Annotated in this window: 25 protein-coding genes; 6 read left to right on the top strand and 19 right to left on the bottom strand. The window is 59.0% G+C overall.

Translation table 11 applies throughout. From position 1 onward, the window contains the following. Positions 1-133 precede the first annotated feature (133 nt). Positions 134-2,179: a protein-disulfide reductase DsbD family protein gene (locus BDE40_RS03540; protein ID WP_134012879.1), complete on the top strand. Its 2,046-nt coding sequence runs from the start codon at positions 134-136 to the stop codon at positions 2,177-2,179. Here BDE40_RS03540 and ccmI read toward each other — a convergent pair. The 5 genes from ccmI to BDE40_RS03515 all read right to left on the bottom strand — a co-directional run bounded on the left by ccmI (position 2,176) and on the right by BDE40_RS03515 (position 7,281). Next, entirely contained in the window at positions 2,176-3,327 is a 1,152-nt protein-coding gene (gene ccmI, locus BDE40_RS03535; RefSeq protein WP_134012877.1) for a c-type cytochrome biogenesis protein CcmI, read from the bottom strand. The genes BDE40_RS03540 and ccmI overlap by 4 nt on opposite strands. Next, positions 3,324-3,791, bottom strand: a complete 468-nt coding sequence (locus BDE40_RS03530) for a cytochrome c-type biogenesis protein (protein ID WP_134012875.1) — start codon at positions 3,789-3,791, stop codon at positions 3,324-3,326. Before BDE40_RS03530 ends, ccmI begins: the two co-directional genes overlap by 4 nt. Next, positions 3,788-4,330 carry a DsbE family thiol:disulfide interchange protein gene (locus tag BDE40_RS03525; protein ID WP_134012873.1) on the bottom strand — a complete coding sequence of 181 codons (543 nt, stop codon included), beginning with the start codon at positions 4,328-4,330 and terminating at the stop codon, positions 3,788-3,790. The genes BDE40_RS03530 and BDE40_RS03525 overlap by 4 nt, the downstream gene beginning before the upstream one ends. A gap of 4 nt (positions 4,331-4,334) precedes the next feature. Continuing rightward, entirely contained in the window at positions 4,335-6,320 is a 1,986-nt protein-coding gene (locus tag BDE40_RS03520) for a heme lyase CcmF/NrfE family subunit (RefSeq protein ID WP_134012871.1), read from the bottom strand. Positions 6,321-6,432: 112 nt separating this feature from the next. Beyond that, on the bottom strand, positions 6,433-7,281 hold the full coding sequence (locus tag BDE40_RS03515; protein ID WP_134012869.1) for a DMT family transporter: 849 nt from the start codon (positions 7,279-7,281) through the stop codon (positions 6,433-6,435). Between the two features lie 145 nt (positions 7,282-7,426). On the opposite strand from BDE40_RS03515, the gene ppk2 reads away from it, so the two are divergent. Continuing rightward, positions 7,427-8,317 (top strand): polyphosphate kinase 2, encoded by an 891-nt coding sequence (gene ppk2 / locus BDE40_RS03510; RefSeq protein WP_134012867.1) that lies wholly within the window; start codon positions 7,427-7,429, stop codon positions 8,315-8,317. Between the two features lie 111 nt (positions 8,318-8,428). Beyond that, a complete protein-coding gene (locus BDE40_RS03505) occupies positions 8,429-9,481 on the top strand; it encodes a hypothetical protein (RefSeq protein ID WP_134012865.1) in 1,053 nt (350 codons plus the stop codon). Positions 9,482-9,528: 47 nt separating this feature from the next. On the opposite strand, the gene BDE40_RS03500 is transcribed toward BDE40_RS03505, so the two are convergent. The 9 genes from BDE40_RS03500 to BDE40_RS03460 all read right to left on the bottom strand — a co-directional run bounded on the left by BDE40_RS03500 (position 9,529) and on the right by BDE40_RS03460 (position 17,866). After that, the gene (locus BDE40_RS03500) at positions 9,529-10,509 is read right to left on the bottom strand and encodes an ABC transporter substrate-binding protein (protein ID WP_134012863.1); all 981 of its coding nucleotides are present in this window, start codon (positions 10,507-10,509) and stop codon (positions 9,529-9,531) included. Positions 10,510-10,544: 35 nt separating this feature from the next. Further along, complete coding sequence (locus BDE40_RS03495; RefSeq protein WP_134012861.1) at positions 10,545-11,390, bottom strand: ABC transporter permease; 846 nt, start codon at positions 11,388-11,390, stop codon at positions 10,545-10,547. Next, complete coding sequence (locus tag BDE40_RS03490; RefSeq protein ID WP_134012859.1) at positions 11,387-12,301, bottom strand: ABC transporter permease; 915 nt, start codon at positions 12,299-12,301, stop codon at positions 11,387-11,389. The genes BDE40_RS03495 and BDE40_RS03490 overlap by 4 nt, the downstream gene beginning before the upstream one ends. A gap of 257 nt (positions 12,302-12,558) precedes the next feature. Then, positions 12,559-13,350, bottom strand: coding sequence for an ABC transporter ATP-binding protein (locus tag BDE40_RS03485; RefSeq protein WP_073140871.1), 792 nt, complete (start codon positions 13,348-13,350; stop codon positions 12,559-12,561). A gap of 23 nt (positions 13,351-13,373) precedes the next feature. After that, positions 13,374-13,571, bottom strand: coding sequence for a hypothetical protein (locus tag BDE40_RS03480; protein ID WP_134012858.1), 198 nt, complete (start codon positions 13,569-13,571; stop codon positions 13,374-13,376). A 110-nt stretch (positions 13,572-13,681) separates the two neighbouring features. Beyond that, positions 13,682-15,145: a dihydropyrimidinase gene (gene hydA, locus BDE40_RS03475; RefSeq protein WP_134012856.1), complete on the bottom strand. Its 1,464-nt coding sequence runs from the start codon at positions 15,143-15,145 to the stop codon at positions 13,682-13,684. A gap of 21 nt (positions 15,146-15,166) precedes the next feature. Continuing rightward, positions 15,167-15,889: an endo alpha-1,4 polygalactosaminidase gene (locus BDE40_RS03470; RefSeq protein WP_162848018.1), complete on the bottom strand. Its 723-nt coding sequence runs from the start codon at positions 15,887-15,889 to the stop codon at positions 15,167-15,169. 37 nt (positions 15,890-15,926) lie between these two features. After that, positions 15,927-16,619, bottom strand: a complete 693-nt coding sequence (locus tag BDE40_RS03465; RefSeq protein ID WP_134012854.1) for a hypothetical protein — start codon at positions 16,617-16,619, stop codon at positions 15,927-15,929. Then, complete coding sequence (locus tag BDE40_RS03460) at positions 16,616-17,866, bottom strand: Zn-dependent hydrolase (RefSeq protein WP_134012852.1); 1,251 nt, start codon at positions 17,864-17,866, stop codon at positions 16,616-16,618. The genes BDE40_RS03465 and BDE40_RS03460 overlap by 4 nt, the downstream gene beginning before the upstream one ends. 127 nt (positions 17,867-17,993) lie before the next feature. Here BDE40_RS03460 and BDE40_RS03455 point away from each other — a divergent pair, with 127 nt between their 5' ends. Then, positions 17,994-18,614: a TetR family transcriptional regulator C-terminal domain-containing protein gene (locus BDE40_RS03455; protein ID WP_134012850.1), complete on the top strand. Its 621-nt coding sequence runs from the start codon at positions 17,994-17,996 to the stop codon at positions 18,612-18,614. A gap of 2 nt (positions 18,615-18,616) precedes the next feature. On the opposite strand, the gene preA is transcribed toward BDE40_RS03455, so the two are convergent. The 5 genes from preA to BDE40_RS03430 are packed head-to-tail and all read right to left on the bottom strand — an operon-like array spanning position 18,617 to position 22,840. Then, positions 18,617-19,921, bottom strand: a complete 1,305-nt coding sequence (gene preA / locus BDE40_RS03450; RefSeq protein WP_073140856.1) for an NAD-dependent dihydropyrimidine dehydrogenase subunit PreA — start codon at positions 19,919-19,921, stop codon at positions 18,617-18,619. A gap of 26 nt (positions 19,922-19,947) precedes the next feature. Further along, a complete protein-coding gene (locus tag BDE40_RS03445; protein WP_134012848.1) occupies positions 19,948-20,325 on the bottom strand; it encodes a hypothetical protein in 378 nt (125 codons plus the stop codon). Continuing rightward, entirely contained in the window at positions 20,322-21,698 is a 1,377-nt protein-coding gene (locus BDE40_RS03440) for an NAD(P)-dependent oxidoreductase (protein ID WP_246030347.1), read from the bottom strand. The genes BDE40_RS03445 and BDE40_RS03440 overlap by 4 nt, the downstream gene beginning before the upstream one ends. Before the next feature lie 57 nt (positions 21,699-21,755). Next, positions 21,756-22,553 (bottom strand): N-acyl homoserine lactonase family protein, encoded by a 798-nt coding sequence (locus tag BDE40_RS03435; RefSeq protein ID WP_134012845.1) that lies wholly within the window; start codon positions 22,551-22,553, stop codon positions 21,756-21,758. Continuing rightward, positions 22,550-22,840, bottom strand: coding sequence for a putative quinol monooxygenase (locus BDE40_RS03430; RefSeq protein ID WP_134012843.1), 291 nt, complete (start codon positions 22,838-22,840; stop codon positions 22,550-22,552). Before BDE40_RS03430 ends, BDE40_RS03435 begins: the two co-directional genes overlap by 4 nt. Before the next feature lie 86 nt (positions 22,841-22,926). On the opposite strand from BDE40_RS03430, the gene BDE40_RS03425 reads away from it, so the two are divergent. Both BDE40_RS03425 and BDE40_RS03420 read left to right on the top strand, forming a co-directional pair. Further along, entirely contained in the window at positions 22,927-24,015 is a 1,089-nt protein-coding gene (locus BDE40_RS03425) for an isocitrate/isopropylmalate dehydrogenase family protein (RefSeq protein WP_134012841.1), read from the top strand. After that, positions 24,012-25,016 carry a Gfo/Idh/MocA family protein gene (locus BDE40_RS03420; protein WP_134012839.1) on the top strand — a complete coding sequence of 335 codons (1,005 nt, stop codon included), beginning with the start codon at positions 24,012-24,014 and terminating at the stop codon, positions 25,014-25,016. Before BDE40_RS03425 ends, BDE40_RS03420 begins: the two co-directional genes overlap by 4 nt. Position 25,017: the final 1 nt, after the last annotated feature.

The raw sequence follows: 25,017 nt of genomic DNA, 5'->3' as shown, positions 1-25,017 counted from the left end.
CCTTGGCAGCCGGAAAAGTTGACGCGACCGTGATGTGCGACGCCGCGATTGTCAAACACATGGCAATCACGAGGCGGTGACACAGCGGCAAAAGCACTTGCCTTTGCCGCCCCTTTCGGAGGACCAACAAGCCATGAGAATTTTGGCCACCCTTATCGTGATCTGGCTGTCCGCAGCTTTGTCCCCTGCCCTTGCCGCGTCATCACTGGCGTATCAAAGCGATCAACTGACCGCGCGCCTGCTTACAGCGGAAAATGCGGTAACGCCCGATGCGGGAACAGTATCGGCAGCGTTGCAGATCGAGCTTGCTGACGGTTGGAAAACCTACTGGGAAGCACCGGGTGCCGTGGGTTATCCGCCGGAACTGGATTGGGAGGGTTCCTCCAACATCGCAGGCGCAGAGTTGTTGTTCCCCGCCCCGACGCGGTTCGAAGCTTTCGAGATTGAAAACTACGGCTACGCCAAGGGAGTTACCTTTCCCATTCAGTTAATGCTGGAGGAAGCAGGCGGGGCCGTGGTCGTCAACATGTCGGCAAATGTGCTGGTATGCGCAGAGTTGTGCATCCCCGAGACGTTTGATCTGTCGTTAACGCTTTTGCAGGGGGAAGGCGGCATTGATGCCGATGCCGCCGCTGAAATTGCGCGTGCTGCGGCACTGGTTCCGGCCTCGCTGGAAGATGCGGCCATGAGCAACGCCCGTTTTTGGGTGTCGCCTGACCAGACCGAATTGCAAGTTGCAGTCGACAGCGATGAGGCGTTCGGCAGCGCTCTTCAGGTGTTCGCCAATATGGGGCTGGACGCGGCATTTGGCGCGCCTTTGTTCGACATATCCGCAGACCGGACATCGCTGGTCGCGACCTTGCCGATCCTGTCCGCTCCGCCAACGCTGGAGCCGTTCGAGGTCACACTGTCGGATGGCAGACGCGCGGCCAGCTTCATTGCCGAGACCCCAAATGACGAACCGCTGCTGTCTCGGGGAACCGCAGCGAGCCTGTGGTCCATCGCGCTGATTGCACTTTTGGGTGGCTTGATCCTGAACATCATGCCCTGCGTGCTGCCCGTTTTGACCATCAAATTCGCCTCGGCCTTGAAATCCAGCGACCAGAGCGCTGGCCGCATCCGCACGGGCTTCCTTGTCTCGGCGCTTGGCGTATTAGCCTTCATGTGGGCGTTGGCGTCAGTGTTGCTAACGATACGCGCAGGCGGCGGGCAAATCGGTTGGGGGGTGCAGTTTCAGAACCCTGTGTTCCTTGGCATCATGATTGCGCTTATCTCGGCCTTTGCGGCCAATATGGCGGGACTGTTCGAAATTACCCTTCCACAGCGCCTGAACACCTCCATGGCGCGGCTGGAACATGGTCCGGGCCTGTTAGGCGATTTCGCGACGGGCGCGCTTGCGGCCGTGCTGGCGACCCCGTGCTCTGCACCTTTCCTTGGCACCGCAGTGACATTCGCGCTGGCTGGCAGCGGGTTTGAGGCAATGGTGATCTTCACTGCGCTCGGACTTGGATTGGCCACGCCTTATATCGCCGTCGCCTTGCGCCCGTCTCTTGTGCAGGCGTTGCCGAAACCCGGCCCATGGATGGTGCGGGTCAAATGGGTCATGGCGGCCCTGCTGGCGCTGACCGCGATCTGGCTTGCATCGGTCATGGCGCTTGTTGCGGGTTGGGGTGTTGTGCTGACAGTGCTTGGCTTGCTCGCCGCAGCATTACTGGCGATGAAAACCTTGCGCCAAAGGCAGTTAGGCAGCTTGATCCCTGCGCTGTTTGTTGTGGCGGCGGTGATGGTACCTGTCGTGCTGCGCCCTGCACCGCAAGCGATTGTGCAAAGCGCGGATTGGGCGGCGTTCGATGAAACCACAATCGAGGAGCACGTCGCCAAAGGCAAGGTCGTGTTCGTCGACATCACCGCGTCGTGGTGCCTGACCTGCAAGGCCAACAAGGCGCGAGTTCTGGACCGCGATCCGGTGGCAAGTCTGCTGACCTCGGACGGGGTTACCGCTATGCGAGGCGACTGGACCCAGCCAGACCCCGTCATACTGGCCTACCTGCAGGAAAACGGCCGCTTCGGCATCCCGTTCAACATCGTCTACGGCCCTGAGGCCCCCAAGGGCATCGCCCTGCCGGAGTTTCTGAGCACCGATGCGGTGATGGAGGCCTTGGCCGCCGCCCGTCTTTAGTTTCCGAGCGCCGCCAGCCCCTGCTCCACCGTCACGCGGCGCGGATCGTCTTCGGGCAGCTTGTCGGTCAATGCCTTGGCGCTCTCATAGGCGGCGCGGGCGTTGTCGCCTTCGCCCAATACACCGTAAGCGCGGGCCAGTTGTAGCCAGCCTTGCAGGTTGTCAGGCTCGTCTTTCATCCGCTCGGCAAGATTACCGACCATTGTGCGCACGAATTCCTGACGGTCTTCGGCAGACATTTCCGACGCAGCATCGACATCGGCGGCCGACGGGCCGCGCGGTGCGTCGGGGAAGTCCGGCAATGTGGCAGGCTCCAGCCCCAACAAGTCGCCCAGACGGTTGATTTCGCGCAGGTAGAACGGCATCCAAGGCGCCGGAGCGGTCTCCAGCGCCAGACGGTCCAGAAGCGACTGGCGCGCTTGCTCTGTCTGTCCAGCCTGCCCCAAAGCGACGGCGTTATAATAGGTGCCCGCAGGGTTTAGCGGGTCCAAGGCAATAGAGCGTGCGATCGCCTCCTCGGCAGTCTTGGTGACCGTTCCGTTCTCCGCAGAGATCAAGGCTTCAGCGTATTGCGACCACGTGGCCGATGTGGCCCCGTCACGCTCCACAATGCGCGAATAGGCGTAGGCGGCATCGCCGTAACGCCCCATATTGCCATAGGTTGTCGCCAGCAACTCCCAGCCACGGGTCTCGCCGCCATCAGGTTCGCTTTCCAGCTTGGTGCGCAGCTGCGTCGTCAGCTTGTCGAGGTTTTGAGCCTCGGTCAGCTCGGCAGCCCGTTCGGTAAACGGTATGGACGGGATCGTCGGTGCGCCAAGCTGCGTGTAAAGCGCGGCCCCGCCCAATGGCGTGAGCAAAGCGCAAGCGATCAGCAGCTTGCGCCCTGACAAACCACCACTATCGACCGGACCGCGCCCTTTGTCGGCAGCGATCATCCGGCGTTTGATTTCGGTGCGCGCCGCCTCGGCTTCGACGCCGGATATGATCCCGCGCTCCGCATCGCGATCGACTTCACCCAACTGGTCGCGGAAAATGGCAATCGCCCCGTCTGCGCGGTCCATAGCCCCTTCGTTGCGGCGCAAAAGCGGCCATAGAAATGCAAGCATCGTCAGCAGCGCAAGTGCGGCTGCGGAAACCCAAAAGATCATAGGGATTTGTCCTCTTCCATGAGCTTGGCCAATTCGGTTTCCTCTTCGGCGCTCAAGTGGGTGTCTTTGGTTGCGGGTCTGCGCGGGCGACGCGACAGCGAAATCGCGACGGCGAGGCCCCCAATGAACAGGATGGCGAATGGTCCTAGCCAAAGCGCATAGGTCGAAGGCTTGAAGGGCGGCTTAAACAGGACAAAATCGCCATAGCGCAGCACAAGGAAATCATAGATTTCCTGATCGGTATCGCCTGTCACGAGCCGCTCGCGGATCAGTACCCTAAGGTCACGCGCCACGCCTGCATTGGAGCTGTCTATCGGCTCGTTCTGGCACACCACGCAGCGCACATTTGCCGAGATTGCACGGGCGCGTTCTTCCAGCGCAGGGTCCGATAATACCTCGTCCGGTTCCACGGCGAAAGCAGGGGATGCCAGCAGGGCAAGCGCAAAAAGGCACGCGCGGATCATTTGCGCACCTCGTCCAAAGCGTCCATGAACCGTTTGAGACCATCGCCCACAACAGGCCCCGCGAACCGGTGGCGGATGATGCCATCGGCGTCGATGATGAACGTCTCCGGCACGCCGGAAATGCCCAGATCAATGCCCGCCCGCCCCGCGTAGTCGGAGCCGAGGGCTGTGTATGGATTGCCCAGTTCTTCCAACCACGTGGCGGCGGCTTCGGGTTTATCTTTGTAATTGATGCCGATGAGGGTCAGCCCCTCCTCCTGCCCAAGGCGGGTCAGGTTGGGATGTTCGGCACGGCACGGCGCGCACCACGAAGCGAAGACGTTGAGCAGTTTGATGCCCTCCATCTTGGTAATGTCGGCAGTCGTCAGGCCGGGACGGTCGACGCCCTCGATTGGCCCAAGGTCAAGCTGTGGGACAGGTTGCGAGATCAACACGGAAGGCAGTGCCGACGGGTCGCGTCCACCGGACAGTCCCCAGATGGCAAAGCCGCCGATGATCAGGGCCACCAACAATGGCAGCGCGAAGAGTAGCCGTTTCATCTGATTACTCCGCCGGTGTTGCGCCAACCGGCGCGGCTTTGGATTTGCGTGGCGCACCGACGCGAAGCCGACGATCCGACAGGGACAACCCGCCCCCCAGCACAAGGAACACGGTGCCGATCCACAGGAAGTTGACCAGTGGCTCGTAGAGTATGCGCAACGTCCATTTGCCCTTTGCGCCCTCAGCCGCAGGTTGCGCGATGGAGGTATAGAGATCTCCCGCCAAGGTTTGACGGATCGAGCTTTCAGTCGTGGACGAGCCTGCTACCGGATAGTCCCTGCGCTCTGGATACAGTTTGGTGACAAAATCACCGTTCCGGGTCACGTTCAAGGTGGCGACTTGCGCGATGTAGTTCGGGCCTTGCTGGCGCTCGATGCCTTCAAATGTCAGCTCGAAGCCTGCGATCTCGACCTGCGTGCCGGGGCTGGCGAAGGTGACGATGTCCTCTTTCCAAGCCGACGACCCCGTCGCGCCCATCGCCAAGATTGCCACGCCCAGATGCGCCAAGGTCATACCGTGGGACGCACGGGGCTGGCGGCGGATGCGCGCCACGGCGCCGGGCTGGAACAGCTTCACGCGTTTGATCCATTCCTGTGCCGTTGCAACCAAAAGCCAGACCGACACACCCATGGCGATGATCGCAAGAACCGGGCCGCCCGTGGTGATATACCAGACGACCAAGGCCGCGATGACCGCGATGGCGAAGGCCAGTTTCAGGCGGGACAGCACGCCGCCGATATCCGCCCGTTTCCATGACAGGAACGGGCCAATGCCCATGACCAGCAGCAATGGCAGCATGATCGGGATGAAACCGGCGTTGAAGAACGGTGGCCCGACGGAGATTTTGTCGCCGGTGACAGCCTCAAGGAACAACGGGTAGAGCGTGCCGAACAGCACAGTCGCCGTGGCCGTGGCCAGCAACAGGTTGTTAATGAGTAACCCTGCCTCGCGGGAGATGGGCGCAAACAATCCGCCACCTTCCATCGAAGGGGCGCGCCATGCGAAGAGCGCCAGTGAGCCACCGATAGAGACAAACAGAAGGCCAAGGATATAGACGCCACGCTCGGGGTCGACCGCAAAGGCGTGGACCGAGGTCAGCAGACCGGAGCGCACGATGAATGTGCCAAGCAGCGACAGCGAGAAGGTCAGGATCGCCAGCAGGATGGTCCAGCTTTTGAAGGTGTCCCGCTTCTCGGTCACGATGGCAGAATGCAGAAGTGCTGTACCCAGCAGCCACGGCATGAAGGAGACGTTCTCGACAGGGTCCCAGAACCACCAGCCACCCCAGCCAAGCTCGTAATAAGCCCACCAAGAACCAAGCCCGATACCGGCGGACAGTGCGGTCCAAGCGGCCAAAGTCCATGGGCGCACCCAACGCGCCCATGCAGGGTCCACGCGCCCTTCGATCAGGGCGGCGACGGCGAAGGAGAACACGATGGAGAAACCGACATAGCCGACGTAAAGCAAAGGCGGGTGGATCGCGAGGCCGATATCTTGCAGCAGCGGATTCAGGTCATTGCCGTCCAAAGGGGGCGGAAATATCCGTGTGAACGGGTTCGAAGTGAACAGCATGAAGCTGATGAAGCCCACGGAAATCCACGCCTGCACAGAGAGCGTGCGGGCCTTCAACGCCTCGGGGATATTGCGCCCGAAAAACGCCACCGCCGCGCCAAAACCTGCGAGGATGAAGACCCAAAGCAACAACGAGCCCTCGTGGTTGCCCCAAGTGCCCGCAACTTTGTAGATCATCGGCTTTAGCGAATGCGAGTTATTGACCACGTTCACCACAGTAAAATCAGAGACAATGTAGCTGCGCATCAAGGCTGCAAACGCAAAGGCGATGAGCGCGAACTGTGCGAGTGCGCTGGCCTGAGCGGAGCGCATCCACAACGCGTTCCCCCGCGCGGCCCCCATCATCGGCAGCACGCTTTGCACTAATGCGGCGATCAGGGCCAAGGAAAGGGCGAATTGTCCGAGTTCAGGGATCATGGGCCAGCCTGTCTAGAGGGTTTGATCTAAATGCGCGCAAGCGTGAAGGAAGGTCAAGCAATCCAGCCGCGACGCGTTGACCCGATTGATCACATTCCGGCTATCTGGCCGCTCAAGACCGTGTCGCGCGCAGCAAGACAACACCAAGCAGCGTGATCATGGTCGAGACAACCTTGCCAAGGCTGAGGCGCTCGCCCATCAGGAGCACTCCGATCAAAAGCGCGAAGATAATAGATATCTCGCGCAGTGCCGTCACAAGCGCGATGGGTGCTTGGGTAAACGCCCACATCACAAGACTAAACGCGACAAACGAGGCCGAGCCGCCAACAAAGAATATCTTCTTCCCCTTGATTGGAAGGTCACGCAGGACCTGAGGCGTTGTCACCGCCATGAAGACAACAAAGAGGACCGCGTTGGCGATGCCCAGCCACGCGTAGAACCCAAGCGCCGTTCCCGCTACGCGCGCGCCCAAACCGTCCACAATGGAATAGCTGGCGATAAAGCAACCCGTGGTCAGCGCCATGGCCGTTGCACGACCGTTGCGCAAGCCATCTGCCCCCCGCACCAAGGAGATGCTCAGTATCCCTGCAGCGATGGTGACCACCGCCAGGATTTCCATGCTAGATAGGTCTACCCCAAGGAACACCAGCGACACGACGGCTACCAGCAATGGAGCGACCCCACGGGCGATGGGATAGATCTGTGTCAGGTCCCCAATTCTGTAGGACTCAAGTAAAAAACACTGATAGCCAAAATGCAGGGCTATACCTGCAAAAAGATAAGGATAGGACGCCGGGTCCGGCGCGGGCACAAAGGCCAGCATGGGCACGGCAATTGGCAAATGACCGATCACCACGGCTGCCATATTCAACCGCTTGTCAGACCCACTTTTTACCAAAGCGTTCCAAACGGCATGCAGCAAGGCGGCCGTCAGAACGGCAAAGAAAACCAATGATGTCATGCGAGGACGCTAGGCCGCAACTCCTTGGGCAGCAAGTGGTTTTGCGGAGTGATCTTGATTCAGGTCAAGGCAGTTTAAGTCATGTTTTGTTAAGGTTTGCGCGCTGAGCAAGCAGCCCTTTTCATTCCAACACCCGAAGGCCCATATGACCACATCAAAAGCAAACGCCACACCGACAGCACTCAAACCAGCCCATGATACCATCACCGGGTTCGAGCAAGGGGAGTACCCCTATGCCAAGAAGCTGGGCCGCGCGCCTTACGAGGCCGAAAAGGCCGCGTTGCAGGTGGAGTTGCTGAAGGTCCAGCACTGGGTTCAGGAAACCGGACAGAAGTTCGTTTTGCTGTTCGAAGGGCGTGATGCGGCAGGCAAAGGCGGCACGATCAAACGCTTCACCGAACACTTAAACCCGCGTGCGGCGCGTGTGGTGGCCTTGAACAAGCCCACCGACGAAGAACGCGGCCAGTGGTTCTTCCAACGCTATGTGAAGCATTTGCCGACGGCTGGCGAAATGGTGCTGTATGACCGGTCATGGTACAACCGTGCAGGGGTTGAACGGGTGATGAATTTCTGTGCGCCAACCGAGTATCTTGAATTCATGCGCCAGACCCCTGAATTCGAACGCATGCTAACCCGCAGCGGAATCAAGCTGTTCAAATACTGGTTTTCGGTCACGCAGGAAGAGCAGAAGCGTCGCTTCGCGTCACGTGAGACCGACCCGCTGAAACGCTGGAAGCTGTCCCCCATTGATCGTGCCAGCTTGGACAAATGGGACGACTACACCGAGGCGAAGGAGGCGATGTTTTTCTATACTGATACGGCAGATGCGCCATGGACTGTTATCCGCTCGAACGACAAGAAGCGTGCGCGGCTTGCTTGTATCAAGCACTTCCTGTGGCAACTTGACTACCCTGACAAGGATGACAGCGTTGCGACCCCGCCGGACCCGAAAATCTACCATCAGGCCGAAGCGGTTGTGCACGATTCAGACCACATCCTGTCGTCCTCGCTGCATCCCGCAAACCGAAAGGGATAAGCGCCACACTTGACCCAACGCCCTGTCTAAGCGCAATCTGATAACAATTTTATTGCTTTTCAAACGCGCGCAGACCTTTTCCTGCGCCCATTTTAGACAGGGGGCATCCCCATGGGGATCATTCCACCCCGCCTGCGGCCCCGCGGCCGTTTGGTTATCGCGCCCAAGCATCTTGGCATCCTTGCGTTGCCGGCATTTGTGCTGCTGGCCTCTGAATATATTCTGGGCAACTTTGGCAACAGCGCGTTGGTGCTGCCGGAGACGGTGACAGTCACCCCTGCCCCGTTGCTGGAACTGACGTCCCGTTATCGTTTCCTGTCGGCATGGTTTTTCTACTTTGCCGTCTGCGTGATTTTCATTGCGGTCTTCTTTTCGGAACTTTGGTCCCAACACAGCCCGAGATCTGCTGTCCGCATATTGCTGGGATTGGTCGCCGTTGTCGCGTTCACGATGGTGTTCAACACGCTAGAGCCCGCATGGATGGGCAGTTTTGAAGCCTATGAACTGCTGGGCAAAACCCTCTTCGTCGACGCCCTGAGTCCCGGATGGCTCAGGGCGTGCGAGACGTCTCTTGTTTGCGACGATGAAGGCGCCTTTCACGGGATGGAATTTTTGCTCGACAAGGCGAACCACATCACGTCCCTCGCCGCAGCTGCCGTTATTGCCGGAATGGTTCTGGCGCTTGCCCGCCCGCAGGGCCCGCATCTTCTGAGCCGCGAAGGCTTGGCCGCAGAGGCTGAAATCCTACGCCGCGCGCAAGACGCATCGACCAGATACCTCTATTGCTCCGGTATTTTGCTGAGCGTGGGGATGGTGCTGGTCCTGTCCTGGATGAAGTGGCCCGGACCGATGATTGCCGACCCCGATTTGCGCGCGCGTCATGCGGAACTGGTCAACGCGATCTCGCTCTACCGCGGGGTCAGCTATTCGGTGCTCATCCTGAGCTATTATATGCCCGTGAGCCTGATCCTGATGGTGCGTATCGAGCGGTTCCACGACGCGGTGGCTGCCCATGGAAGCCCCGAGGTTGGCGCGCAGGTCATGGGGTTCGACATCAACAGGATCGCGTCGCTGGAGGCCTTCAAAAAGATCGTGGCGATCGTCTCGCCGATCCTGGCAAGCGCGTTGGGTGCGGCAGTGACGTTCGAGGGGATTGGGGGCTGAACTTCCAAGGATCGAGACGGGCGCAAAACGCCCATCTCGTTAGTTGATTACTTCAAAGCTTCGTCCGTGATTTCAGCAGTCCAAGCCCCTTCCGGTGTTTTGGTGATCACCGGATCAGAGCCACCGGCAAGCAGCGTTGCCACCGTGCGTTCGTAATCCGCCTCGTCCAGCGCCCCGTTGGAGCCTGCGGTCAGCTTGGCAATCTCGCGCATCATGCGCTGCTGGTGCGCCTCGGTCTGCGCGCCGGATTCGTCATTCTCCAACACAATCTCTGCGGCCTCGTCAGGATTTTCCTCAGCGTATTTCCAACCCTTCATCGAGGCACGCACGAAACGCACCATTTTGTCTTTGAAGGCAGGATCATTGAGGTTGTCCTCAAGCACATAAATGCCGTCCTCCAGGGTTGCGACGCCCTGATCCTCGTATTTGAAGGTCACCAGCTCGTCTTCGGACACGCCCGCATCCAGCACCTGACCGAATTCGTTATAGGTCATGGTGGAGATGCAATCGGCTTGGCGTTGCAGCAGCGGATCCACGTTGAAGCCCTGTTTGAGAACGGTCACCCCATCCTCGCCGCCATCGGTAGAAATGCCCTCTTGGGACATCCAGCTCAGGAACGGATACTCGTTGCCGAAGAACCAAACACCAATTGTGCGACCCTTGAAATCTTGCGGGCCGGTGATGCCCGTGTCTTTCCAGCAGGTCAGCATCAGGCCAGAGGTCTTGAACGGCTGCGCGATATTGACAAGTGGCAGCCCCTTTTCGCGGGCTGACAGCGCCGATGGCAACCAGTCCAGCATGACGTCCGCCCCGCCGCCTGCAAGCACTTGGGCAGGTGCAATATCAGGTCCCCCCGCCATGACGTCGACGTCCAAGTTTTCTTCGTCGTAAAAGCCCTTATCCTTGGCGACATAGTAGCCTGCGAACTGGGCTTGCGTGACCCACTTAAGCTGCAGTTTCACCTCATCGGCTGCATGGGCTGTCGTCGCCATGGCCAAGGCCGCGGCGGTCATCAGTAGTTGTTTCATTTGTTTCTCCTCCAGGTTGATACTCTTGTTATACGTTATTTCCGTTGTGACGGGTGCCAGAAGGTCACCGATTTTTCGACCAGCGCAACGACGCCGTAAAAGGCCGACCCGGCAAGGGCCGCGACCACAATCTCTGCCCAGACCATATCCAGCGCAAGCTGGCCGACCGAGGTCGAGATGCGAAAGCCCATCCCCATGGTAGGTGAGCCGAAGAATTCGGCAACGATCGCGCCAATAAGTGCCAGCGTTGTCGAAATTTTGAGCCCGTTAAAAATGAACGGCATCGCTGCTGGCAAGCGCAGCTTGGTGAGGCTCGGCCAGTACCCCGCGCCATAGGTACGCATCAGGTCGCGTTGCATGGCGGTGGTCTCCTGCAACCCTGCGACCGTGTTCACCAGCATCGGGAAAAACACCATGACGACGACAACTGCCGCCTTGGACTGCCAGTCGAACCCGAACCACATGACAAGGATCGGCGCCGTGCCAACAATCGGCAGCGCCGCCACGAAGTTACCGACAGGCAGTAATCCGCGTTTCAAAAAGTCGTACCGATCAACCAGTATGGCCGTCAGGAATGCGGCACCGCAGCCGATAATATATCCGCTCAACGCGCCTTTGAGGAATGTCTGTTGCAGGTCAAGCCAGAGCGTCGGTAACTCGCTGAAGAAAGTTGCAAGAACATGGCTCGGGGCAGGCAAAATAACCAACGGTACATCCAGACCACGGACCAAAAGCTCCCACACAACAAGGATAGTGAGGCCAAAAATGGCAGGAACCGAAAGCCCGATGGTGCGGGTGTTCGCATTCTCGCCTGTCGCGAGCCGGACATTTAGCACCCACATGGACATCCAAATGAGCAAGGCAAGCACGACCAGCATCATGACAGGCCCATCCTCTTCAGCGTGAGCCTTTGGGCAATCCCGATTAACAGAACCAAAGCCGCTGCAAGAGCTGCCGCGAGGACCAGAGCCGACCAAATTTGCACCATTTGCCCGTAGTAGCTGCCGGTGAGCATGCGCCCGCCCAGCCCGCGCGCACCGCCCGCAGGCAGTTCCGCGACAATGGCCCCGACCAAGGCCGCTGCGACACCAATCTTCAAGGACGCAAACAGGTAGGGCATCGACGCAGGGAGCCGTAATTTCCAGAACCCTTGGTTTTGCGACGCGTTATAGGTCTTGAGCAGGTCAAGCTGCATAGCATCGGGCGCCCGCAGGCCTTTGACCATGCCAACAACGACAGGAAAAAAACTTAAGTAGGCCGAGATGATGGCTTTCGGGATTAGCCCTTGAATGCCGATCGAATTCAAAACGACGATGATCATCGGCGCAATGGCGAGGATAGGGATCGTTTGGGACGCGATGGCCCACGGCATAACGCTCATGTCCATGGCCCGATTGTGAACGATCCCGACGGCCAGCAGGATCCCTGCAGCGGTGCCGATCGCAAAACCTAGAAGTGTGGCACTCAGCGTGATCCAGCCGTGATACACCAATGAGCGTTTTGACGAGACATTCTTCAGGACCGTCGTTTCCCATAAATCCTGTGCCACTTGGTGGGGGGCAGGCAGGCGTGGCCGATCCTGTGCATAAGTCGCTGGAATGGCAAAGCTGTTACCAAAGACCAAACCGAATGAGGATAAATCGCGGCGCTCGATCGGGTTATCGGGGGTGACGACAGCCCCTGCCCGCTCCAAACCTGTCAGCGTCTCTTTCACGTTCATGAAGGGAACAGCCGCATACCACAGGGCGAACATGGCCGCGACGACTGTCAAAACAGGCAATCCCTTACCCATGATACGCACCCTCCCCTATCATTGCTTCAAAAATACCTCCCGCGGAGCGGTTCGACATTTCGTCCAGCGCCCAGTTCACCGGTTGGGAAAATAGGTGTTTATGAAGCAGTGATGCTAAGGGTTTGTTCACCAATTCAGAGCTACGTTTTTTTTGCGGAACAGGCTGAGGAGCCGATGGCCGTAAGCGGTGATGGGATGCAATGGCATCACGTTTCCAGCGCCCCGGCTCTTTGGGTCGGGGCGCATTTGGGGCAAAGTCAGTCATCCTCATGCCCCGCTCGAAGCCCTTCGCGCACGCGGTGGGCAATTTCGATGAACTCCGGCGAATCCCGAATATCAAGAGGACGTTCTTTTGGCAGCGGGCTTTCGATCACATCGGTAATGCGGCCGGGGCGCGGGCTCATCACTACGATCTTTGTCGACAGATACACCGCTTCCGGGATCGAATGGGTGACGAAAGCGATGGTTTTATTGGTCCGCGCCCAAAGCGCCAGCAATTGCTCGTTCAGGTGGTCACGTACGATTTCGTCCAAGGCCCCGAACGGCTCGTCCATCAGCAAGATATCAGCGTCGAAGGCGAGCGCGCGGGCGATTGACGCGCGTTGTTGCATCCCGCCGGAAAGTTGCCACGGAAATTTCGCACCAAAATCCGACAGCTCAACCAGGTCCAGAACGCGCGCAACGCGGTCATTCTGCTCGGCTCTGGAATAGCCCATAATTTCGAGTGGAAGTTTGATGTTTCCGGCAATCGTGCGCCAAGGGTAAAGCCCGGCGGCTTGAAACACATAACCATAGGCGCGGGCGCGCCGCGCCTCGTCTGCCGTCATGCCATTGACGGTCAAGGTTCCGCCAGTCGGAGTTTCCAGCCCGGCGATACAGCGCAAGAATGTCGTCTTGCCGCAACCGGACGGGCCAATAAAGCTGACAAAATCACCCTGAGAGATATCCAGCGAGACATCTTTCAAGGCATGGACCGGCGCATCTGCGGTCTGGAACGTCAAATCCAACGCATTGGCGGAAATGACTATCGAGTTTGCGTTCGGGGCCATTTAAAGTGGCCCCGCTGCAAAACTTAAGCTGCTGGCATATCCGTCGGCATTTCTTCCGCTTCGGCTTCCGCCGCAGCACTGTATTTCGACCAGACGCCACCGATCGCAAAGGCCGCGAAGATGAACATCGCGTCGGCGATCGCTACGTCGTTGATCCAAGTACCCAATGCAAGCAGGCCGAGTGCCAGCACCAAGAGTAGCTTCGTGAAGAGAACTTGCATGTGTAAACCCCTCTGCGTGTCCCGTTTGTGGGAAGAGGTTTTGCAGCGTATTCAGGCAATTCTGTGACACGATCCGGGCATTTCCTTCATTATTGTCCATTTCGGCGCCATTAAACTCCTGCCGGGATGTTGAGCGGATTGCGTTCGATCTTGCGGGGTGTGTTGAGCGACTTCCACTTGCTGAGCGCCTGAGACGCGCTGGCAAAAGCCGGACGGCGGACGAATTTGCCGCGACCGGGCTGGGGTTGCGAATTTTGACCATAGGCCCAGACCACATCACCGCGCGACAATGTATAGCGCGCCTGCGCGGTTACGGTCATGCCTTCGAACACGTTGTAGTCAATAATCGACTTCTGGGTACTCACAGCGATTTCACGACTGATGGTCGGATCCCAGACAACAACATCGGCGTCCCCGCCAACGGCAATACCCCCCTTCATCGGATAGATGTTGAGAATTTTTGCGATGTTGGTCGAGGTTGCCGCCACGAATTCTTCCGGTGTCAGGCGACCGGTTTCAACACCAGTGGTCCAGAGCATGGCCATTCGTTCCTCCAGCCCGCCCGTGCCGTTGGGGATGGTGGTGAAGTTGTCGAGACCCATTTGCTTTTGCTTGTCGGTGAAGGCCGCATGATCGGTGGCGACGACTTGTAGCGACCCCGATGACAGCCCCGCCCAAAGCGACGCCTGATGGTCCTTCGAGCGGAAGGGTGGCGACATCACGCGGCGGGCTGCATATTGCCAGTCCTTGTTGAAATACTCGGTCTCGTCGAGGGTCAGGTGCTGGATCAACGGCTCGCCGTAAACACGCATGCCTTTCTGGCGCGCCCGACGGATGGCCTCGTGGGCCTGCTCGCACGAGACGTGGACGATATAGAGCGGCGTGCCTGCGGCGTCAGCAATCATGATCGCACGGTTGGCGGCCTCACCCTCGACCTCGGGCGGGCGGGAATAGGCGTGGCCTTCGGGACCGGTGATGCCCTCGGCCAGATATTTCTGCTGCAACTCCTGCACGATGTCGCCGTTCTCGGCATGCACGAGCGGCAATGCGCCCAACTCGGCGCAGCGTTTAAAGGAGGCAAACATTTCGTCGTCCTCCACCATCAACGCGCCTTTATAGGCCATGAAATGCTTGAATGTGTTGATACCGCGCTCTTTAACAACGGCTTCCATCTCATTGAAAATGTTCTCGTTCCAGCCGGTGATCGCCATGTGATACGAAATGTCGGTGCAAATCTGGTCGCGCGATTTGCGGTCCCAATCGTCGATGGCATTCAGCAAGGAGCCGTCTTCCCCCGGCAGGCAGAAATCGACCAGCATGGTCGTGCCGCCGGCGGCGGCGGCGAAGGTGCCGGATTCAAATGTCTCGGCAGCCGTGGTGCCCATGAACGGCATTTCCAGATGTGTGTGCGGGTCGATCCCGCCGGGGATGACATAGGCACCTTCGGCGTCAATGGTTTCGTCGCCCTTCAGGTTTTCACCGATCTCGGCGATCTTTTCGCCCTCTATCAGCACATCGGCCTTCCAGTTGCGATCTGCGGTGACAATCGTGCCGCCTTTAATGACTTTGCTCATCTGCGTCTCCCTTCGTGTCTTTCAATCGGCGCAGGCCTTCCCGCCTGCGGAAATGTCTCGGTCCTTCATCAGCAGGTGGAATCCAAAGTCCTTGGCCTGCGTACAGGTCGCGTCCCAGTCCAGCCCTGCCTCCGTATATTCCACCACAAGGACATCCTTTCCGGCGTCCAGATATGGTTGGGTTTCCTCACAGAAGTCGTATTCAAAGCATTGTTCGAGCAGCAGGAAATCCATCTTGTCGACCAAATCCGGTATCAGCTCCGGCGCGTTTTTCTGGGCGATGGTAAGCCCCTTGCTATGGGCATAATCGGCAAGAGCGCTGGTATAGGCCAAGCTATCGGCCTTGGTAATGCCGAACCCGTTTTCATTTTCGAACAGGTCAATGTTGTCAGGCTCCACCCCGACGAACCCCATTGCGGCACAACGGTCGATACGCGCCTTCATGATGGTCGTCACCTCCGGGCTGCGGATATCGACATAGACCTCATCGGGCCAATCGCCCAAAGGTTTGCCGACAACATGGGCCGGAAAATCGGCGGCATCGTCGCGGTAGTCCTCACGTGTGCCGACACTGATGTAGCAAACCGGTTGCGTGTCGCGGGACTGCAATTGCGCTATCTGCTCTGGTGTCACTGCATCCATGTCGGTGATCAGGAGCGACACCCGCACGGTCAAATCCAGCGGCTCGGTCAGTTGCCAATCCCAATGCGCGGGCTGCTCCCCGCCGATTATAAATACAGCCATGGGTACAGTGAGAAACATCGGAAGATTGGCCATCGCTCTACTTCCTCCGGATCGCGAAGGAGGTTCGCCGCGCACCTGATCCGCGCATCACCACCATGTCAATCAGCACCGCATTCTTGTCGATGGAATAGACAGCACGGCGGATTTCGTTGGTCAAACCGGGGTTCTTGGCTCTCGGGTCAAGCTCCGTTTTAGAGCGCCAGACGCCGTCCTGCTCGGTGGTCTCAGAGACCAGTGCGGCAACGCGACCCGACCGGTCAATTGCCTTGTAGCGACAGGTGCCGAGGACCGCGAAACAGTCATGTGGCGCGTATCTGGTGACGTCGGATGTGATGTTGGAGCGGGACGATCGAAACCTGTTATCCGTGGTCAGACCCACGGGAATAAACAACTGGTTGCCCCGTGCCCGCACGGTGGTTTTGCCCAAGGCTTCCGCGATGACGGCAGCCACCTGTTCGAGGTTCTCCGCCGCAGGCAAGGTCAACACCATCTGTCCGCTATAGGTGTAGCGATTGCCGCTGCGTTTGCGCGATGTGAGGGACATGGTCGCAGGAACAGGTGCCCCGTCATTTGTTAGGATAAAGTTATAGGTCGCTTCCGATGGCGGGCGGATTGCGTCCAGATCAGCCTCTGCCCCAAGTCCGGGGCGGATCGTCACCGACCCTTGTGGCGCGGCACAGCCCGCAAGCGCGAGGCCGACCTGCACAACAAGGGATTTAAGGTGCTTCACCCGACGATCTCCGCTGTTTCGACGACCGCGTGGAACAGGACGTTCGTGCCGGCTTCTGCCCATTCGGGGCTGATCTCCTCGGCCTCGTTGTGACTTAACCCGTCCACGCATGGGCACATCACCATCGCGGTCGGGGCGACGCGGTTTATCCAGCACGCGTCATGCCCCGCGCCGGAAATCAGGTTCATATGCGAGTATCCCAGCCGCTCCGCCGCGTTTCGAACTGCGGTGACGCAGCCTTCGTCAAAGGTCACCGGGTCGAAGCCGCCAACCTTCTCTAGCTTGATCCCCAGCCCCATTTCGTCGCAAATCACCTGCGCACCGGTGGTCAATCGCCGCTCCATATCCTTGATCACCATCAAATCCGGCGAGCGGAAATCAACGGTGAACACCACCTTGCCCGGGATCACATTACGCGAGTTTGGATAGACATCGATATGCCCCGCCGCGCCGACTGCATGAGGCGCGTGCGACCATGCAATCTCATCCACCAGCTCCAGCACCTTCGCCATGCCCAGCCCTGCGTTTTTGCGCATCGGCATCGGGGTTGAGCCGGTGTGGCTGTCCTTGCCGGTGATTGTGATTTGCGTCCAGCTAAGACCCTGACCGTGGGTAACCACACCAATTTCTTTGTTTTCAGCTTCAAGAATGGGGCCTTGCTCGATGTGCAGCTCAAAAAAGGCGTGCATTTTGCGGGCGCCCACCTCTTCGTCACCACGCCAACCGATGCGCTTCAACTCGTCGCCGAATTCCTTGCCGTCCGCATCTTCGCGCTCGTAAGCCCAGTCCTGCGTGTGAATGCCAGCAAACACCCCTGAGGACAGCATGGCAGGCGCGTAACGCGTGCCTTCCTCGTTGGTGAAGTTGGTGACAATAATCGGGCGCTTTGTCTTGATATTGAGGTCGTTCAACGTGCGCAGTATTTCCAAACCGCCCAAGACCCCCAGCACCCCGTCATACTTGCCACCTGTCGGCTGTGTATCGAGGTGAGAACCCACATAGACCGGCAGCGCGTCAGGGTCCGTCCCTTCACGCCGCGCAAACATATTGCCCATTTGGTCAAGCCCCATGGTGCAGCTCGCGGCCTCGCACCAGCTTTGAAACAGGGCGCGCCCTTCGCCATCCTCATCGGTCAGGGTCTGGCGGTTGTTGCCGCCCGCGACGCCGGGGCCAATCTTGGCCATCTCCATCAGGCTGTCCCAAAGCCGCGCGCCGTCAATCTTCAAGTTTTCGCCAGGTGCTGCCATTTGAATGTCCCCCAGTATTTGACCAGTCGGTCAAAGGAAGGCTACCAGTGGTCAAGGGGCTGTCAAGGATTCCCCTTGGAAAATCCACCGCCAATGCGGCAAATGCGAACGAAAGAGGCATTTCTCCATGCCAGTCGGACAAGACGCCAAACGCCCGCGCACGCGTATCCAGCAACGCAACCGCGACTTGATTTTAGGGGCCGCGCTGGAGGTGTTCTCGACTCACGGGTTTCGCGGCGCGACTCTGGACCAGATTGCCACCGAAGCGGGACTCTCTAAGCCCAACCTTTTGTACTACTTTCCGTCAAAGGAAGCGATCCACAACGAATTGTTGTCCGGCCTGATGGACACTTGGCTTGACCCGATGCGCGCGTTGAAATCCAGCGGTGAACCGATTGGGGAACTGCTGGCTTACGTTGACCGCAAGCTGGAAATGAGCCGACTTTATCCGCGCGAAAGCAGGCTATTTGCCAACGAGATTGTGCAAGGTGCGCCACGCATTCTTGAGGCGCTAAAGGGCGATCTGAAAGAGCTGGTCGATGAGAAGGTCGCGGTGATCCGCGACTGGACAAAACAGGGCAAGATTGCCGATGTGCATCCCTATCATCTGATCTTCTCGATCTGGTCTTTGACCCAGCATTATGCCGATTTTGACGTGCAGGTGCGCGCGGTGCTGGGCGACGAGGAGCCGTATGACGCGGCCCCCGCCTATCTTCGCGAAATCTTCCTTAAGATACTGACCCCTTAGGGCTATTCAGCGGCGCAGGCTCCGGGATTATTCGGGTGCGTCGTCCAGTTGGCGTATTCTTTTTCGACCACTTTGCCGGTCCGTGGATCGACCTCGCCTGGGGCCATTTGCACCATGGTGATGCAATCCTCCACGGGGCAGACATCCACACACAGATTGCAAGCCACGCATTCCGCGTCGATCACCTCGAACACGCGATCCTCGGACATGGAAATCGCCTGGTGCGACGTGTCCTCGCACGCCGCGTAGCAGCGGCCACATTTGATGCAATCGTCCTGACTGATCTTGGCCTTGGCGATGTAATTCAGGTTCAGGTACTGCCAGTCGGTGACGTTCGGCACGGCCATTCCGACAAAGTCCTGAATGGAGGTGTGGCCCTTCTCGTCCATCCAGTCGGACAGGCCAGAGATCATTTCCTGAACCACCTTGAACCCGTAGGTCATGGCAGCCGTGCAGACCTGCACATTGCCGCAACCAAGGGCCATGAACTCCGCCGCGTCGCGCCATGTGGTGACCCCGCCGATCCCCGAAATGGGTAGGCCGTGGGTTTCAGGGTTGCGGGCGATTTCAGACACCATGGACATCGCAATCGGCTTGACCGCAGGGCCGCAATAGCCGCCATGTGAGCCTTTGCCGTCGATGCTGGGCTCAGGGCTCATTGTGTCGAGATTCACCGCGGTAATCGAGTTGATCGTATTGATCAGCGACACCGCATCCGCCCCGCCCCGCATCGCAGCAGCCGCCGGTTTGCGCACGTCGGTGATATTCGGGGTGAGCTTCACGATCACCGGCTTTGAGTAATATTGCTTGCACCAACGGGTGACCATTTCGATGTATTCAGGCACTTGGCCAACAGCCGCACCCATGCCGCGTTCCGACATGCCATGCGGGCAGCCGAAATTCAGCTCGATCCCGTCAGCGCCGGTTTCCTCGACCAGCGGCAGGATGTCCTTCCACGCCTGCTCTTCGCAGGGAACCATCAACGAAACGATGATTGCGCGGTCTGGATAGTCGGCTTTGACGCGTTTGATTTCTTCCAGATTGGTCTGCAACGGACGGTCGGTGATCAACTCGATATTGTTGAGGCCAAGCAAGCGGCGGTCGGCACCATAAATCGCGCCGTAGCGTGGGCCGTTGACGTTGACGACCGGCGGGCCTTCCATGCCCAGTGTCTTCCACACGACTCCCCCCCATCCGGCCTCGAAAGCACGGCGGACGTTGTATTCCTTGTCCGTGGGCGGCGCGGAGGCCAGCCAGAACGGGTTGGGGCTTTTGATGCCCAGAAATTCTGTTGTCAGGTCAGCCATGTGTAAGGGTCCTTTCCAAAGCGCCATCAACCGTCGCAGGGCAGATAATGCGTCTCTTCGTTATCGAGGTTCGTTCCAAGGATCAGTGTGCCATCCGCTGCGCCATGCAACGTCATATGCGTCAGGCCCTCTACGATTATTTCATGGACGCCGACCATCCCGCCCTCGGCGGTGTCTACGGCATAAACATTGCGGCATGCGACATCCGACTGCCAACGATCCTGCGCATCCAGCATAATTGGCGTGGCTTGAGCTTCGCAGATAGTGTGCTCGTTGAAATAAAGATTCTCGCTATCCAGGTGCATTGTCTCTCCGTTCATGCACCAGTCACCCCCCAAAGGTGCGGCACATACAGAACCGGCCGAACTGACCAGAAGAGCCAAGGCAATCGGCAGCTTGGTCATGGTGTCTTGGCCAGAAAGCTGGCGTGAATATCTTCAGCCGCATCGCGTCCCTCGGCCACCGCTGTCACGGTCAAATCGTCCCCGCCGGACGCGCAATCGCCACCGGCCCAGATGCCCTTGACGGAGGTGCGTCCCGCGCCTGTCACCGCGATCTTGCGACCGTCTAGTTTCAATGCTTCTGGCGCAGCTTCCAACGTCTGACCAATGGCCTTGAACAACTGGTCCGCTTTGATACGGAAGGTCTCTCCGGTGCCTTTCAGCGCGCCGTCCTTTGTTGTGGTGTACTCAAACTCCGCCTCGGCCACTGCGCCGTTACCGTGAACTGCGACGGGTTGCGCATTGGCGATGATGCGCACGCCTTTGGAGGTTGCCAAGTCTTGTTCGAACCGCGATGCGCCCATCTGGTCCTGCCCGCGTCGATAAACGATGGTCACATTCTGCGCGCCCAACAACTTGGATTGCACGGCAGCGTCAACGGCGGTCATCCCGCCCCCGATCACGACGACATCACGCCCGACAGGCAGCGCCGACAGGTCTGACGCCTGACGCAAATCAGCGATGAAAGAGACGGCGTCGGATACGCCCTCTCTCTCCTCGCCGGCGGCGCGCAGGGAGTTCACGCCGCTTAACCCGATGCCGACAAACACCGCGTCGTATTCGTTTTGCAATTCATCCAAGCTTAGCTCGTCGCCAAGCCTTTGGCCCGTCTCGACCGTGATCCCGCCAATCTTCAGCAGCCAGTCGACCTCATGCGCCGCAAAATCATCGGTCGACTTGTAGGCCGCGATCCCGAACTCGTTCAGACCGCCCGCTTTTGCGCGCGCATCGAACAGTACGACGTCATGACCATGCATTGCCAGCCTGTGCGCACAAGATAGGCCCGACGGCCCTGCCCCGACGACGGCGACGCTTTTCCCGGTCGACGCAGCTCGGGTGAAGGGATGTTTGCCAGCATGCATCAGCGTATCCGTGGCGAAGCGTTGAAGGCGGCCAATCTCGACAGGCTTGCCCTCCGCCGCTTCGCGGACGCAGGCTTCCTCGCACAGTGTCTCGGTCGGGCACACGCGGGCGCACATCCCGCCGAGGATGTTCTGGCTTAAAATTGTCTTGGCCGCAGCTTCCGGCGTGCCGGTCTGGATCTGCCGCAGGAATAACGGAATGTCGATCTCCGTGGGGCATGCCGTGATGCACGGCGCGTCGTGGCAAAAGTAGCAACGATCCGCCGCAACGGCGGCCTCGTGCGGCGCATAGGCCGGATGCAAATCGTCGAAATTTTGCGAAAGCGTCTCGGCACTCAGTCGGCCGGACGTGATACCGGGTGTCAGGGGCGTGGCGTCGGGCATGGTCTCTCCGGGCTGCGTCAACTTGCCCATTCAGAGTGCCACAGTTTAAAATTTTATCAACTGGTAAAATTTCGACACTGCAAATTTCTACAAGTCGAAGCCCTTGCCCGGCCCCCGATCCAGCCGCCAGCAATAGTCCGGCCCGTCCTGCGGGAACAGCGACGTCACCAGCGGATCATGGCCCGGTATGATCAGGGATCGGTCGGAGGCCAGCTTGTGCAATCGCGTGAAGCCGTCGAGCATGTTTTGGAGATCAACGACGATCGGGAACGGCTTCTTTTCAAATACATTTTCGTAGTAATGTGCCGCGTCAGACGCAAGGCATAGCCACCCTGCCTCCGTGCGCACCCTGACCGCTTGCAGGCCGCGCGAATGGCCGCCCAGACAATGCACAGTGACCCCTTCGGCGACCTCTCCGTCCCCGTCGTGAAAGACGCAGCGCCCTTGATAGACGCGCTTGACCGCTTCGCAGACATGATCCGCCGTGAACGGCATTTTCAGCGTATCGTGGCACATGCAGGGGCCAGTGGCGTAGGCCATTTCCGCCTCTTGCAGGTGAATCGTCGCGTTGGGGAACAGGTGCAAGCCGCCTGCATGGTCATAATGCAGGTGGGTCACGATGAGTTGGTTGATGTCCTCTGCCTTCAACCCGATCCCTGCCAGCGCGTCGCGCGGGTCACGCAAGATGGGGCGGTCGCGCAGCGCGGCTTCACCGGCGTCGTATCCGGTGTCGACAAGGATAACCTCAGCCCCGCGCCGCAACACCCAGATGAAATAATCCATCGCATGAGGCGCATCATGGTTGTCGTCAAAGATAAAGCTGTCTGCCCGCGTCCGGCTGTTCCGGTCCGCGTATTTGAGGGCGTGAACCTGCCAGTCGGTCATTGGTGAACTTCCTTGAAGAAGCGGACGTTTTTGTCTTTCACCATCCCCTCGGTCGTCGACTGGAGCGTGGCATAATGCGTCGTTTTGGTATGGGCCTCGAACGCCGCCTCGTCGTCATAAATTTCGTAAAGGAAGATTTCGGTCGGGCGCTCGGGATCCATGCACACATCGAACTGCCTGCATCCCGGCTCGGTCGACAAGGAGGCTTTCGCGTTGATCAGCATAGCCGCCTTGAAGGCATCAAGGTCAGCAGGAACGATGTCGAAGGTCACGGCGAGGGCAAACATGGGATGGTCCTTGGATCATTGCATACATTAACGTATACGTTATTAAGGGTCAAAACGTCCATTCATAAAGCCGGATACAACGAACAATGACAAAGACTTTCAAGATTGCAGTTTTCAACGGCGACGGCATCGGGCCGGAAATCATGCAGCCGACCGTCGATTTGCTGGCAGGAATTGCGAAAACATCACAGACCTATGGCCTCGTTTTTGATGCCGTGCGGGCCGGTGCCGCCCATTACGCAGAACATGGTGAGAGCCTGCCCGCCAGCTCTCTGGCGACCGCACGCACCGCCGACGCGATCTTGCTGTCCGCGATGGGGCTTCCCTCCGTGCGCTACCCTGATGGTACTGAAATCTCCCCCCAAATCGAAATCCGCAAGGAATTGCAGCTTTATGCTGGCGTGCGCCCTGTGCGCATCGTCCCCGGTCAACCCACGCCGCTGGCACTGAAAGGCGGGCAAGCGGTGGACTTCGTTTTGATCCGCGAAAGCACCGAAGGCCTGTTCCATTCCCAAGGCACCCGCGATGTGCGCAATGACGCCGCCGCCTACGAGACGCTGAAGATCACCCGCGCGACCTCCGAGAAACTGTTCCGCTTTGCCTTCTCGTTAGCGAAGGCGCGCAAGGCGGCGGGGCGCGGCAGCGGGCGGGTCACCTGCGTGGACAAGGCAAATGTCTTCGCGGCCTTCGCCTTCTTTCGCAAGATTTTCGACGAAGAGGCCGCACGCCATCCCGACCTGACATCAGATCACGCCTATGTCGACGCGACCGCCCTATGGATGGTCGAAAAGCCGTGGGTCTTCGATGTTATGGTCACCGAGAACATGTTCGGCGACATTCTGTCAGACCTCGGCGCAGGTCTTATGGGCGGCTTGGGGCTGGCCCCGTCAGCGGATATCGGTGATGATCATGCGGTATTCCAGCCGTGCCACGGCTCCGCCCCCGACATTGCAGGGCAAGGGATTGCCAACCCGTTCGCGATGATCCTTTCGGCGGCAATGATGCTCGACTGGTTGGGCGAAACCCATGGTAACACAGAAATGGCCGCCGACGGGGTACGCCTGCGCGAGGCAGTGGAGGCGGCAATCGCAGACCGCGAAGGCGTGACGCGCGATCTTGGCGGCACCGCTACCACGGCAGAGGCCGCAGCTGCGATTGCTGCGCGCTTGACATGAAGGTCGCGTGTCTTGGCGCGGGCTACTTCGCGCAGTTCCACTATGACGCGTGGCGACGCCTTTCAGGGGTCGAGCTTGCAGGCGCGTGCGATCATGACATTGCCAAAGCCGAGACCACTGGCGCGCCTGCATTCACAGAATTAAGCGCGATGCTGGATGCGGCGCGCCCCGACATTCTGGATATCATTACACCGCCACCCAGCCATGCCAGCGCAGTTGCAGCGGGGATTGCGGCGGGTGTTGAAGCCATAATTTGCCAGAAACCGTTTTGCTCTTCTCTTGAGGAGGCGCGTCAGGTGACGGAACTGGCAGCTTCGGCGGGTATCCACCTCATTATTCATGAAAACTTCCGCTTCCAACCTTGGTACCGCAACGCCAAAAAGCTTATGGAGGACGGCGAAATTGGAGCGCCATTGCAGCTGACATTCCGGCTTCGTACGGGGGACGGGCAAGGGCCGGATGCCTATCTGGACCGCCAACCCTATTTTCAGACCATGCCGCGTCTGTTGGTCCATGAAACGGCGGTGCATTGGGTGGACACGTTCCGGTTCCTGTTTGGCCGCCCCACCGCAGTTTACGCCGACCTGCGACGACTGAACCCTGCGATATCCGGCGAAGATGCGGGTCACATTCTGTTCGAGTTTCCCGAAGGCCGCCGCGCCTTGTTCGACGGCAACCGGTTGTTGGACCACGCTGCCGAAAACCACCGGATGACCTTGGGCGAAGGACTGTTCGAAGGGACCGAGGGCACGCTCTCGCTGACAGGTGACGGGGCATTGCATCTGCGGCGCTTTGGCGAGGTGAAGGTCGACACTGTCCTTCCTGCCCGCGCATGGTCCGGTTTTGGCGGGGATTGCGTTTTTGCGTTTCAGCGGCATGTTCTCGAAGGGCTCACGAACGGGCAGCCCTTCGAAAACGAAGCGGCGGATTATCTGTTTGTGCGCGAGGTTGAGGAAGCGATTTATCGCTCCTCGGAATCCGGCACGCGTGTGGAGGTTTAGA

The sequence above is a fragment of the Litoreibacter halocynthiae genome, from assembly GCF_004365635.1.
GTDB lineage: Bacteria > Pseudomonadota > Alphaproteobacteria > Rhodobacterales > Rhodobacteraceae > Litoreibacter > Litoreibacter halocynthiae.
Note: the sequence above shows the minus strand (reverse complement) of the source record. Positions and strands in the feature narration are given on the sequence as shown.